General features: G+C 63.1%; 9 protein-coding genes. 4 read left to right on the top strand and 5 right to left on the bottom strand.

What is annotated here, in order from left to right; all coding sequences use genetic code 11:
• The first annotated feature begins 153 nt into the window (after positions 1-153).
• Positions 154-2,790, top strand: a complete 2,637-nt coding sequence (gene cas3, locus KMAL_RS07085; protein ID WP_110095084.1) for a CRISPR-associated helicase Cas3' — start codon at positions 154-156, stop codon at positions 2,788-2,790.
• A 202-nt stretch (positions 2,791-2,992) separates the two neighbouring features.
• On the opposite strand, the gene KMAL_RS07080 is transcribed toward cas3, so the two are convergent.
• The 5 genes from KMAL_RS07080 to KMAL_RS07065 form a co-directional block, all read right to left on the bottom strand.
• Entirely contained in the window at positions 2,993-4,255 is a 1,263-nt protein-coding gene (locus tag KMAL_RS07080; protein WP_110095048.1) for an NAD(P)/FAD-dependent oxidoreductase, read from the bottom strand.
• Positions 4,256-4,308: 53 nt separating this feature from the next.
• Positions 4,309-5,664, bottom strand: coding sequence for an aspartate aminotransferase family protein (locus tag KMAL_RS07075; RefSeq protein ID WP_208624752.1), 1,356 nt, complete (start codon positions 5,662-5,664; stop codon positions 4,309-4,311).
• A complete protein-coding gene (locus tag KMAL_RS07070) occupies positions 5,661-6,569 on the bottom strand; it encodes a phosphotransferase (RefSeq protein ID WP_167400029.1) in 909 nt (302 codons plus the stop codon). The genes KMAL_RS07075 and KMAL_RS07070 overlap by 4 nt, the downstream gene beginning before the upstream one ends.
• A complete protein-coding gene (locus KMAL_RS17225) occupies positions 6,508-6,765 on the bottom strand; it encodes a hypothetical protein (RefSeq protein WP_167400028.1) in 258 nt (85 codons plus the stop codon). The genes KMAL_RS07070 and KMAL_RS17225 overlap by 62 nt, the downstream gene beginning before the upstream one ends.
• A gap of 85 nt (positions 6,766-6,850) precedes the next feature.
• Positions 6,851-7,573, bottom strand: a complete 723-nt coding sequence (locus KMAL_RS07065; protein ID WP_239020006.1) for a GntR family transcriptional regulator — start codon at positions 7,571-7,573, stop codon at positions 6,851-6,853.
• Between the two features lie 553 nt (positions 7,574-8,126).
• Between KMAL_RS07065 and KMAL_RS07060 the strand changes: the two genes are divergently transcribed.
• From KMAL_RS07060 to KMAL_RS07050, 3 genes are all read left to right on the top strand, one after another.
• The gene (locus tag KMAL_RS07060) at positions 8,127-10,502 is read left to right on the top strand and encodes a TonB-dependent receptor (protein WP_110095082.1); all 2,376 of its coding nucleotides are present in this window, start codon (positions 8,127-8,129) and stop codon (positions 10,500-10,502) included.
• Positions 10,503-10,566: 64 nt separating this feature from the next.
• The gene (locus KMAL_RS07055; RefSeq protein ID WP_110095081.1) at positions 10,567-11,862 is read left to right on the top strand and encodes an MFS transporter; all 1,296 of its coding nucleotides are present in this window, start codon (positions 10,567-10,569) and stop codon (positions 11,860-11,862) included.
• Entirely contained in the window at positions 11,859-12,803 is a 945-nt protein-coding gene (locus KMAL_RS07050; RefSeq protein ID WP_110095045.1) for a 2-hydroxyacid dehydrogenase, read from the top strand. Before KMAL_RS07055 ends, KMAL_RS07050 begins: the two co-directional genes overlap by 4 nt.
• The last annotated feature ends 22 nt before the right edge of the window (positions 12,804-12,825 follow it).

The following is a 12,825-nucleotide window of genomic DNA, read 5'->3' as shown; positions in this document are numbered from 1 at the left end:
TCCTTCCTGTGGATGTCCCTGTTCCATAAGGAGTCCACGACCTGCCAACATCAGCACAACCTATCGTATATTGTTGTAACGGGCTACGCTGGTGCCGGATGTCGCCCGGCAGGTGAAGTCATGCCGGGGAAGGCGGGCAGGATGTTTGGGGACATGGCGGGCGAGCACGAAGACGCGTTGGGATTTTTCTGGGGCAAGGCCCGGCCGGATGGCGCGGACGGTGGTGCCGGGCCTGCGTACCACCCGCTTGTCGCGCATATGCTCGATGTGGCTGCGGTCGCCATCATGCTGCCGGGCAGCGAATGTCCGGGACTGGACCGCCGGCAGCTTGGCATGCTGGTGGCGCTGCACGACATTGGCAAACTGACCCCCGCCTTCCAGCACAAGGTGCCTGCGTGCTGGCCCGTGCGCGCACTTGGCCCCTGTCCCGCGGAGGTCGTGGATGCGCGCCATGACGTGGACGGGCTGCTTCTGCTCGACCAGGTCTGCGAAGATGCGCTGGCCCCGCTATTTGGTGCGGCGGATGATGGCTCCGCATGGCTGCCTTCCGAGAAGCGGCACCTCTGGCACGCCATTGCCGCGCATCATGGCAGCCCGGTTTCGGCGGGGCAGGGAAGGGCGCGCCACCTGAAGCGGACGCCCTGTGCGGTGATGGCGCGGCACCTTGTGCGGCTGCTGTTCGACATTTTCCGCCCACCCCCCATTGCATGGATGCCATCCGGGCAACTGGTGCAACTGCAATGGAAACTGGCCGCGCTGACGATCGAGGCGGACTGGATTGGCTCACGCGCGCGCTGGTTCCCCTATGTCACGCCTGACGCGGTGCATGATGCCGCGGGGTATTTCTGGAACCGGGCGCTGCCCCGGGCACAGGCGGCGATCGCGTGTGCGGGGCTTGGGCCGGTGCAGGTCGCTCCCTTTGCGGGGATCGGGCACCTGTTTCCCCATATCGGTGCCCCGTCGCCGGTGCAGGCGATGATGGAGGGCATTTCCCTGCCTGCCGGGCCGTGCCTGCTGGTGATCGAGGACATGACCGGATCGGGCAAGACCGAGGCCGCCATGATTGCCGCGCATCGCCTGATGGCGTCGGGCCATGCGCGGGGACTGTTCGTGGCGCTGCCGACCATGGCGACGGCAAACGCCATGTTCGACCGACTGGCCGTGGCCTATCGTGGCCTATTCCAGCCTTCGTCGCATCCCTCCCTTGCGCTGGCGCACGGGCGCGCGCTGCTGGACGGGCGGTTCGCCGCCGCCGTGGCCCCCGATGACGGGCTGGACGCGCGCGCGGTATCGGCGCAACGCAGCGAGGAGGCCGAAATCTGCTGCACTGCGTGGCTGGGGAGCGAGGCGCGCCGTGCCCTGCTGGCACAGGTGGGGGTGGGCACCATCGACCAGGCGCTGATGGCGGTGCTGCCGGTCCGTTTCGCCACCGTCCGGCTGGCCGGGCTGGCGGGCAAGGTGCTGCTGGTGGATGAATGCCATGCCTATGACCCCTACATGCTGGAGGAGATGGCAGCCCTGCTGCGGTTCCATGCGGCGATGGGCGGTTCGGCCATCCTCCTTTCCGCCACACTGACCATGGCCGTGCGCCAGAAGCTTGTGGACGCGTTCCGGCAGGGGCTGGGGCTGGACGGGAGTGTCCCGCTGTCGAACACCACCTATCCGCTTGTCACCATGGCGGGGGGCGATGGGGTGCGGGAACTGCCCTGCGCGCCGCGTCCCGGCCTTGCACGCAGCATTGCCGTGCGGCGACTGGGGGATGAACGCGCCGCCATGGCGGAGGTCGCGGCGGCGGCGGCCCAGGGGGCGGCCGTGGCGTGGGTGCGCAATACGGTGGATGACGTCATTGCCGCGGCAAAGGCGCTGGCGCGCGAAGGGATCGGCGTCATGGTCTTTCACGCGCGTTTTGCCATGGTGGACCGCCTTGCCATCGAGCGTGACGTGCTGGCGCGTTTCGGAAAGGACGGTCCCGCCGCCGCGCGCGCCGGGGTGCTGGTCGCAAGCCAGGTGATCGAGCAGTCGCTGGACCTTGATTTCGATGTCCTGTGCACGGACCTTGCGCCGATGGACCTGATTATCCAGCGCGCCGGGCGCCTGCGCCGCCATGCCCGCGCCGCGCGTCCGGTGGATCGGGAGGAGGTGTGCATCCTCTCCCCCGACCCGGTCGCGGACCCCGACCCGCAATGGCTGGCACGGGTCCTGCCGGGGACGGCGGGGGTATATCGCGACCCCGCGCTGCTGTGGCGCACGGCACGGGCTTTGCTGCGTGCGGGGCGCATCGACACACCCGGCAGCATCCGCGCGCTGATCGAGGAAGCAGGGGATCCTTCCGATGTGCCGCCCGGACTGATGGCGGCAAGTGACCGGGCGGCGGGAAAGGGGTTTGCCGCAGGGGACGCGGCACGGCGCAACGTGCTGAATTACGAAATGGGCTATGTGCCCGAGGCCGCATTCTGGGACAGTGATGTCCGCACGCCCACACGGCTGGAGGAGCGTCCCCATGTCACCGTGCGCCTGGCCGTCGTGCGAGAGGGACAGGTCTGGCCATGGGCGGCGGTACGGGACGCCAGCCTTGCCGCGCCACAGGCATGGCGGCAGGCGTGGTCGCTGTCGGAAGTCTCCGTAGCGCGGCATACCCTTGCATCCTGCCCGGTCGCACAGGGCCTTGCGGAAGCCGTGGCCCATGCGCGCGCCGGTTGGTCGCGCTGGGAACGCGAGGCGGAGGACAGGTTCCTTCTGCTTGTACTGCATGAAGGTGAGGGTGCGATGAGCGGGCACGGACGCAACTAAAAGGGGGAGGACGTTGTCATCGTCTATGAGGAGCAGTATGGTCTGCAGGTTGTTCCCGCCCCGTCGGGATGAACCGTCTTGCACCATCAGGTGGCAATGTTCCCTGCCTGCGCAGGGATTGTGGAAAATGGTCCGTTTGCGCGGATGAACCCTGCGACCGGGGAAGGGATGTCCGGTTTTTCCCTTCCCCGGTCGTGCGTGCTCAGAAGCGGGAGAGGGAAAAGGCCCTGGCGCGTTCACGCCAGCCCGCGGTATCGGTCACGATGTCCGCCGCAAGCCTGCCGGCCCCCGGCGCCAGCCCGAACCCGTGCGCGGAATACCCGGTCGAGAGATAGAGGCCGGGGCAGCCTGCGACATCCGAAATGATGGGGCGTGAATCCGGCGTGACATCAATGACGCCGGCCCACATGTCCATGATCCGCGCCTGCCGGAAAACCGGCATGTCATCGCGCAGGCGCGCCATGGTGCGCAGCAGGGTTTTGCGGTCGGGCGCGGGGTCGCAGCGGCGGAAGATTTCGAACGGATTGGCTTTTCCCGCGCCAAACTGCCGGTCCAGTTGCAGATGTTCGACAAACGGTGCGCCCAGACGCACCGAAAGAAGCCTGTGCTGCTTGAGGAAAGCCGGGAAAAACAGCTTCAGGAACCTGAACGTATCCGGGGTGATGTAGGAAATCGACGAATTGCGCTGCGCCACGGTATAGCCGCCATCCATGCGCCGGCGCACCGAAAAGCTGGAGGAGGCAACCACAGGTTCCGGCCCGTCGGGCACCGGCGTTGTCCGCATGACCGAGGCGATGACGCGCAGTTGGGGAAGCGCGATGCCGATCCCCTCGCACAGCCAGCGTGACCATATTCCGGTCGCAACGACAACCTGGGGCGCGGCGATGCGCCCCGTTTCCGTAATGACGCCCTGCACCCTGCCACCGGCGACATCAATCGCCTTGACCGCGATATTGGACTCGATCACGATCTGTTCGCGCAGCGCCAGGTCCATCAGGAAGGCCATCGTGCGGTCGGGTTCCGCAACGCCATCGTGGGAACTGTAAAGCGCGCCGACCCATTTCCCCCGCGATTGCGCAAGGTGCTGGCGGATGGCCTGCGGGCCCAGCGTTTCGATGTCATCGGCAAAGGACCCGACGGAGCGTTTCCATTCCAGCAGGCTGTTCATTTCGGCCGTATTGCGCGCAAGCGAGATGAGGCCGCACTGCCGGTAGCCGAAATCCCCCTGCCGTGCCCATTCCTGCCACTGCGCGCGACTGTCGAGCGACAGTTCGATTTCATGCGGGTCCTGGCTTATGCTCCTGACCCAGCCCCAGTTGCGGCTGGACTGCTCATATCCCGGCGCGCCCTTGTCAAGGACGACGACATTCAGGCCACGACGTTTCAATTCCAGCGCGACAGTCAGGCCGGCAATTCCAGCGCCGACCACCACGACGTCACAACTGGTGACTGATGAAGTATTCATGTCAGGTTTATCCAGTCCGTACGTATTTCCGATTTTTCAGAACCCTGTCGATGTCATGTCTGCCCGCCATCCCTGATGATGGCATGGAGCGCATCGCACAGTTGCCGTGCATCCGCGCGTGAGAAGATGAGCGGCGGGCGGATCTTGAGGATGTTCGCGTCATGGCCTGTCGCGGAAATCAGGATGCGCCGCTCCCGCAGGGCATTGACGATCCGGGCGGCCGTCGCAGGGTCGGCCAGCATCGTGCCCGGATGGACGACTTCCACGCCGATATACAGTCCCGCGCCACGCACATCCCCGATACAGGGGGCATCGGCCATGATGTTCCGCAATTCCTGCCGCATGAACGCGCCAACGTCGCGCGCATTCTCCTGCAGTCCTTCGCTGCGGATGACCTCCAGTGTCGCGCCCGCGGCGGCGATGGCCACGCTGTTGCCGCCGAAGGTGTTGAAATAACGCCGGTCGCGACCGAACGCGGCGACGGCGTCATGCGTCACCGCCAGTCCCGCCACCGGGTAGCCATTGCCCATCGGCTTGCCCAGCGTCACGATGTCCGGGTCCAGCCCATGCCTCTGGTATCCCCAGAACCGCTCCCCCGTGCGGGCGAAACCGGACTGGACCTCATCGGCGATCATCAGGCCGCCTGCCGCATGCACGACCCTGGCGACCTGAGGCAGGATATCGACCGGGGTGGTGTAGATCCCGTCAGATGAAAAGACGGAATCCGCAATGAAGGCGGCGATGCCTTCGCCGCGCCGTTGCAGGTCCTCGATCTGGGCCGTGACCTCGCGCACCATGCGCGCGGCGATCTCTGCCGGGGGGATGCGGTAGGAATCCGGCGTGGACACGCGGCGCACCCACGTTCCCAGGGGCGCACCTTCACCAAGCGAGGGGGAAAAGCGCGACGTCAGGTAGGAATTGCCGTGATAGGCCTCCGACGTGATGATGATGCCCCGGTTGCCCGTGCGGTGCATGGCGATCTGCATCGCCAGGTCGTTGGCTTCCGATCCGGTGCAGGTGAACATCATGTGGCCGTCACTGGCGATACGGCCGCCAAAGGAGGGCAGGAGGCTGGCCGCATATTCCACGATCCCATCCTGGAGATAGCGCGTATGCGTGCACAGTCGCCGCGCCTGCGCCATGATGGCGTCGGTGACATGCGCGTTGGCATGCCCTACCGAGGCGACGTTGTTGTAAGCATCCAGGTATTCGTTGTTGTCGCGGTCATACAGGTGGACACCCCTGCCATGGTCCACCTGGACCGGCGTGCGGTAGAACAGGCGGTAGGCAGGGCCAAGCAGTTTCTGGCGTCTGGCGATATCCTCGCGCGTCCGTTCGTCCATGTCCGATGGTGCGGCCGGGTCGAAACCATTCACCATGCGGCCCAGGGTCGGGGGCTTTGCAGTCATGCCGTGCATCCCATGCGGTTTGAGGTAGGTATGTCCGAAACGAAAAGGTCCGGGACCGTGTCGGCGTCACGTGCGGTGAACCATGCAAGCTGCGCCCACGTCGCCTGCGAATGTCGCGTGATATAGGCGCGGTTTTCGGAAAACACCCCGGCACGCCATGTGGTGATGAGCGCGCGCGTCAGCAGGCGCGCCATGAGCAGGTGGCCCAGCATCCTGACCTCCGCATGGTGCAGGTCGGCATGTTCCAGATATCCATGCAGTACATCGCGCGGGGCAGACAGGAAGGTGGCGGCATCCGCAGTCACGTTCTGGGGCAGTTGGTTCACCATCGCCGTGGACACGTCAATGGCGATGGCGGTGCGCAGCGCATCGCCAAAATCTATGATCCCGGCAAGGGTTTCATCATCTTGCGCGCGGGCGAGGATGTTGGAGCGGTTGAAGTCATTATGCAGGATCTGGGTGCGCAGGCCCATGATCTCCGGCAGCAGGCCGATGAAGCGCGTCATCGCCGCCTGCGCGCACGCACGGTGCGCGGGGTCCTCCACAAGGGACAGCAGGGGGCGCAGGTCGGGCAGGCGGCGCACGTCCCAGATGACGGCCCGGTCGCCGCCGGGATGGCTGAAACCGGACAGCGCGTGCCGCAGTCGCGCCAGCTGGGCGCCGATCCTGCGCCGCCCGGCCGCCGATGTCGGGATATGGTCGAGCGGCACCCCTTCCAGGTAGGACAGGAGCCGTATCTGGCGCTCCTGCCCGGCGCGGTCGGTGTGCACAAGGATGGGGGCACCGTGGCGCGTGCGGATCACGCGCGGGACAGGCAGGTCGGGCGCGCGGTCCTGCAGGTCGTCAAGCAGGGCCGTCTGGAATGCCACATCCCCGCGTGGTTCGCACGGGTGTTCCACCTTCATGATGAAGCCGTGCCCGGGGGGGGGTGCGGATATGGAACGTATCGTCCTTTTCCGTTGGCAGGTGGCGGATGTCACCGCTGGCGCCATAATGTTCCTGTGCTATGGCCAGCGCTTCCTTGGGGGGCATCCTTGCGAACGGCCGGGAAAGGTTGCCGTACTGCGCGAATATCGCCGACAGGTCATCATGTGTGTTCATTGCCGCATGTACCTACTGCCGCTGGGGGAATGGCATGCCTGTCCCGCGCGTGGGCGGAAGCCTGCGGCGGGGCGCATGCCATGTCTCATGATGGGGTACCGCCCTTTTTGCCGCGTGGCAGCCGCCGGCGCGACGCGCAGGCACGCTGGCTCAACTCGATCGCGCTGCGCAGGTGGCTGTTCATTTCCGCGCGTGCGACATCCACGTCGCGGCGCTGTATTGCCGACATGATGCGCTGGTGGCTGGAGAGCGTGGCCTCCACGGAATAGTCGGGCAGGGAGACCAGGTTCCCCACGCGCGAGAACCAGATCTGGTCATAACTGATTTCCAGTTGGTGGCGCAGCAGCCTGTTGTGCGAACCATCGGCAATGGCGACATGGAACAATGTGTCCAGTCGCTCGAATTCATAGAAATGCCCCTGTTCCGCCGCGCGGAACTGGGCGTCGAGATGGTGTTCGATCGCGGTGATTTCCGCTGCCGTGGCGCGCTGGCAGCACAGGACGACGGAGGATGCCTCTATCGCCTCGCGGAACTCGTAAATTTCAAGGATCTGTTCGTGCGAAGGGGACGTGATGACATAAAAGCGCCCCTTGCGCCCGATCAGGTTGTCCTGGTGCAGTCGCTGCAGCGCTTCACGCACCGGGGTCCTGCTGACACCGTACTGTTCCGCGATTTTCTGTTCCTGAAGGACAGTGCCCCCCTTGGCCCTGCTGTCGATCATGTCACGCCGCAGGATGGCGTAAAGTTCTTCCCCGGTATGCGGAGTGACAGAGTTCAGCATGAAATTGCCCGTATCGCGCGGTTTCAAGGTAGGTCCAGCATGAGTATCATGGGGCTGATATTGCTGTCGATTGCATTTTCGGCATACGGAAAAGAATTGCCGTATTTTTCGATAGTGATAAAATAATTCATTGTTATGTAATGGTTTTTTAAAAATGTCCGGATTCCTTCCAGGAAGGCACTGATTTCACGGACGCATTTCGAAACGATTCGTTGTATACCGAGCGGAAATCCCGTGGTTGCGGAATGTAGGATGTTTTTCCATTTCTTTATAACGGATTAATTGAATAACGCGTGTAATTACGCCCATATCCGCCATTTTCCGTTGAGAATCTCCTCGACATTAAAGTTTGTTTTGAATTAGCATCCAAATGTCACTTCGGCCCCGACAGGGCTGGGAAACGGATTTCGCGTATACTGAACGAGCTTGCCGGTGCCGCGCTGACTGCTTCCGCAGCGTGGGTGGATGACCGGAAAAACGCCATAACTTCTTGCCGCAGGAGAGTTACGTGCATCGTCTTTCTGTGAATCACAGGCATCTTCTATTTCTCGGTGCGGCTGTCCTGGTGAACGGGCAGGGCATGTGCGCAGCTTTCGCGCAGGGCGCGCCCGCCACGACACGGCAGCAGGCGCGCCCTTCGCGTGTCACGGCATCGGCGCATGAACCGAACGGTACACCGCACCGGACGGAAGGGCAGGCAGGCGTGCAGGCGCATCAGGCCGCGCCGGAAAAAATAAATGTCGTCAGGCGGGTAACGCCAAACGGCGTGACCGGGACGACGCCGGGTGGCGGGTTGATGCCACGGCAGAGCGACCCGTTCTCGAAAAGTGGCGTGACGCGTGACTATATCGCTTCGCAGTCGCCCACGACCAACGCCCTCAACCTTGTGCGCAATACACCCGGCGTCATTGTCGCCACCGCCGACCCGACCGGGGCCACCGACCGGATGAGCGTTTCAATCCGCGGGATGAACCAGAACGAGCTGGGGTATGAACTGGAGGGCATGAATCCCTCCGACGTGCTGTATTACAATCCCACGTCATCTGGATGGGCGGATACGGAAAACCTGGCCTCCATCACGGTCACCCCCGGTTCCCCCGACATCATGGCCCCGACCTACAGCGCGGTGGGGGGACTGATCAGTGCGAAACTGCGCGATCCCGCGCGGCGGATGGGCGGGTATCTCGACCTGACTTATGGCGGCAATGACCTCAAGCGTGAATTCGCCCGTTTCGACACGGGTGAGATCGGGCACAGCGGCGTGCGCTCCTATGTCTCGTTTTCCGATACCACGGCCACCAACTGGCGCGGTCCCGGCGGCCTCAACCGGTGGCACCTGGATTTCAAGGCCGCCAAGGACTGGGGGGAGGGGAACCATATTTCCGCCTTCATGTCCTATAATGATGTGGCCGAAGACCTTTATACCTATCCCACCATGGAACAGTGGAACACCATGAAGTGGGATTACAATTACAGCCGGACATATACCGGGAAAAATACCAATTATTACAAGTTCCACCAGTACGAATGGCGGCATGCGCGTGCTGGCGTGAACATGAAATTCAACCTGGGCCACAACCTGACCCTGACGGCGACGCCCTATATCTTCGACGTGGACGGGGTGCTCAATGGCGGCTCCACGCTGACCCAGACGGGAGAGCACCTGGGAACGGAATCCGCCGGCACGTTGCAGTTTCCCGCCGGCACGCCCGCCAGCACGGTTGCGGAATCCGTCGACCATTTCACGGAATCCACCTTCGGCCTGAATACCGGACTGGACTGGAAGGCCGGGCATAACGACCTGCAGGTCGGGTACTGGTATTCCTACGTCAACTATACCGAAGATCCCTCCTATACAATTCCGGACGCGGCGGGGAACGTGACCAACAAATGGGGCGCGGATCCTGTCCTGACGCAGAACGGGCAGCGGTTGCTGCAATGGAACGCCCATGTGATCCAGCAGACCAATGCGCTGACGATTGCCGATACCTATTCCTTCCTGCATGATCGGCTGAAAGTCTCGGCAGGGTTCAAGGAAGTCATGCTGACACGCACCGCCACCAACCAGATCCCCGGCGCCCAGTACCAGACCGGGTTCAGTGATGCGGAACCGCTGCCCCGTGCGGCGATCAGCTTCCAGATCAACCCGCGCGACCAGGTCTATTTCAATGCAACGACGGCCTTCCGCGAGGCCGCCGCCGTCACCCCGTCGATCGACATGTTCAACACGACCACCGGCAAGATGACGAGCCAGCATACGCTGGGTGCGATCAAGCCGGAATTCTCGATCGCCGAGGAACTCGGCTACCGGCATTACGGGAAATACTTCAATCTCTCGCTTGCCCTGTTCAACTACAACTTCACGAACCGCCAGATTACCAGCAACTCGCTTGTCGGGGGGACGACCATTACGTCCTCCATCAGCGCGGGAGGGCAGACCACGCGGGGGATCAGCGGGGAAATCAGCCTGCCACGGTGGCATCATTTCGCCCCCTACCTGTCGGGGCAGTTCCTGCATGCGACCATCGACAGCAACCTGCCGGTCAGCGGCACCTACCTGCCCACCAAGGGAAAGACGGCTGTCCTCAGCCCCAAATTCTCGGGCTCGATCGGGCTGTCGTATGATGATGGCGCGGTATTTGGCAATTTCTCGTTCAACTACATCGGGTCCGAATATTCGACCTTCATGAATGACCAGAAGATCCCGTCCTATGAAACCGCCAATCTCGGGCTGGGATACCGTTTCCGCGATATCGCTTTTCTCAAGCGTCCCCAGATCCAGCTGAACCTCATCAACATGGGGAACGAAAAATACCTCTCTGGCGCATGGGGGCTGACCTCGAACGCCAAGGCGACGACGGCCATGAATGGCACGACACAGATTGCCGGGGCATCACCCACCTACATCACGGGCGGACGTTTTTCGGGAATGGTCTCCGTCTCGACCGGTTTCTGAGGGATGTGGCCGGCCATGTGACAAGGGGCAGCGCGGGAAGGGGCAGACCAATATGGAGAATGTGATGGAGAACGGTATCTTGCCAACTGTCAGGACGCAGCCGTCATGGCTGGCCATCACGGCGACCGCGCTGGGTTCCGCGCTGGAGTGGTACGACCTGATGCTATATGGCCTGTTTGCCGTCACGTTCTCCCACCTTTTCTTTCCCGTTGCCGATCGCCATTCATCCCTGTCGCTGATCGCCAGTTTCGGCAGCTTCGGGATTGCCATGGTGGCGCGGCCGCTTGGTGCCGCGTGGCTGGGGTCCTATGCGGATCGCAACGGACGCAGGCGTGGCCTCGTGCTTTCGACAATGCTGATGACGCTGGGCACGGCCCTGCTGGCCCTGATGCCATCCTATGCCACGCTGGGGCCGGTGGCGTCCGTGGGGATCGTGCTGTCGCGCCTGACGCAGGGGTTTGCCGCCGGTGGCGAATTCGGCACCGCCGCAGCCATGCTGTCGGAACGCAATCCCGCACGGCGCGGGCTGTATTCAAGCCTGCAATGGTCCGCATCGGGCATTTCCATCACGCTGGCTTCGTTCCTCGCATGGCTCCTGCACCAGGTCTATTCCGATGCGCAGATCCAGGCATGGGCGTGGCGGTTGCCGTTCCTGCTGGGCATGGCGCTTGGACCGGCCATTACATGGCTGCGCCTGCGTGCGGATGAATCCCCGGAATTCGTCAGGCATGAAAGTCATCTTCCGCTGCGTGAGATCATGTTCACGGAAAAGCGCAAAGTCGTGACGGCGGCCGTGCTGATGGGACTGGGGGCGGCCGGGTCCTATATCAATGTCTACATGCCGACGCTGGAGATGACGCTGCTGCATATGAATGCGTCACAGGCGATGGTCGGCACGATCGTCTCCAGTCTCCTGACAATCATTTTCCCGCCCCTGTGCGCCCTGCTCGGGGACCTGGTGGACAGGCGGCGACTGATGATGGCCTGCGCCGCCGCGGGAGGGGGACTTGCCGTGCCCCTGTTCATGCTGCTTGTGCATTACCCGTCGGTCATGACAGGCATCATCGTGCAGTCCGTCCTGTCGATCATCATATATTGCGGGTATTACGCAAATGTTCCGGCGCTGTTTTCCGAAATGTTCCAGTCAAGGAACAGGTCGAGCGGCATCGCGGTCAGTTATGCGCTTGGGCAGCTTGTATTTGGCGGGTTCACGCCGATGATCGTGACAATACTGATTGACAGGTTCCACAGCAACATCATGCCGGGCCTCTACCTGGCGCTCATTGCGGTGCCCAGTATTTTCTGTGTCTACCTGAGCCGGAAGTTCATGGCCCGGCCCGAACCCGAGTGCAAGAAATGACATGTCTGATCATCAAGTCCGGTTCCGCGGACGCCATGCAGGAATGGAAGTCCCTGTTTGCGCAATATGCGCCTGACCTGCGTGTGGCGGGATGGAACGATCCCGATATACATCCGCAGGAGGTGGATTTCGCCCTTGTCTGGGAACCTGATCCGGGCCGCCTTGCGCAGATGACGAACCTCAGGGCGATCATCAGTTCGGGGGCAGGGGTGGACCACATCACCGCTGATCCCTCGTGGCCGCGACATGTGCCGCTGGTGCGCATGGGAACGGATGACGCCACGGTACAGATGGGCGATTACGTGACGTGGGCGGCATTTTCCCTGCTGCGTCCCACGCGGGAATGGTTTTTGCGCCAGCAGCGGCATGAATGGCACAATGATGGCCAGTCCGCGCGCACCAGCACGCAGACATGTGTCGGGGTGATGGGGTTGGGAAACCTGGGCACGCATGTCGCGCGGCGCCTTGCGCAGGCGGGATTTGCCGTGCGGGGATGGTCGCGCGGCCCGAAGGACGTCGCGGGCGTGGAGTGTTTCCATGGCGCGGGGCAGCGGCAGGAATTCCTCGCCCGGACAGACATCCTTGTTTCGCTGCTGCCCGCGACCGATGAAACGCGCGGGATGATCAACCGCGACCTGCTGTCATGCCTGCGCGCGCCTGCGGGACTGATCAGTGTCGGGCGTGGCACGCAGGTTGTGGAGGAAGACGTGCTGTCCTGCTTGGACCGGGGCATCCTGTCCGGCGCGGTCATGGATGTCTTTGCCGTCGAACCCCTGCCGGTGACTTCCCCATTATGGGCGCATCCCCGCGTGATCGTCACATCCCATGTCGCGGCGGAGGCCTCCCGCGCGGCGCGGGCGCGCTATACGGCGGATGTCATCGCATCCGTCATGAAGGGGCATCCGCTAAAGCTGCTTTACCTGCCGGAACGTGGGTACTGAACCTTTCTCATGCAGGGGAAAA

It is taken from the genome of Novacetimonas maltaceti (genome assembly GCF_002906255.1).
Taxonomy (GTDB): Bacteria; Pseudomonadota; Alphaproteobacteria; order Acetobacterales; family Acetobacteraceae; genus Novacetimonas; species Novacetimonas maltaceti.
The sequence above is the reverse complement of the archived record's forward strand: the minus strand, read 5'-3'. Positions and strand labels throughout refer to the sequence as shown.

Bases quoted from the DNA above. Each gene is read 5' to 3' on its own strand.
- KMAL_RS07060 (WP_110095082.1), top strand. From the start codon at position 8,127: ATGTGCGCAGCTTTCGCGCAGGGCGCGCCCGCCACGACACGGCAGCAG.
- KMAL_RS07080 (WP_110095048.1), bottom strand. From the start codon at position 4,255: ATGAATACTTCATCAGTCACCAGTTGTGACGTCGTGGTGGTCGGCGCT.
- KMAL_RS07050 (WP_110095045.1), top strand. From the start codon at position 11,859: ATGACATGTCTGATCATCAAGTCCGGTTCCGCGGACGCCATGCAGGAA.
- KMAL_RS07055 (WP_110095081.1), top strand. From the start codon at position 10,567: ATGGAGAACGGTATCTTGCCAACTGTCAGGACGCAGCCGTCATGGCTG.
- cas3 (WP_110095084.1), top strand. From the start codon at position 154: ATGGCGGGCGAGCACGAAGACGCGTTGGGATTTTTCTGGGGCAAGGCC.
- KMAL_RS07070 (WP_167400029.1), bottom strand. From the start codon at position 6,569: ATGAAGGTGGAACACCCGTGCGAACCACGCGGGGATGTGGCATTCCAG.
- KMAL_RS17225 (WP_167400028.1), bottom strand. From the start codon at position 6,765: ATGAACACACATGATGACCTGTCGGCGATATTCGCGCAGTACGGCAAC.
- KMAL_RS07075 (WP_208624752.1), bottom strand. From the start codon at position 5,664: ATGACTGCAAAGCCCCCGACCCTGGGCCGCATGGTGAATGGTTTCGAC.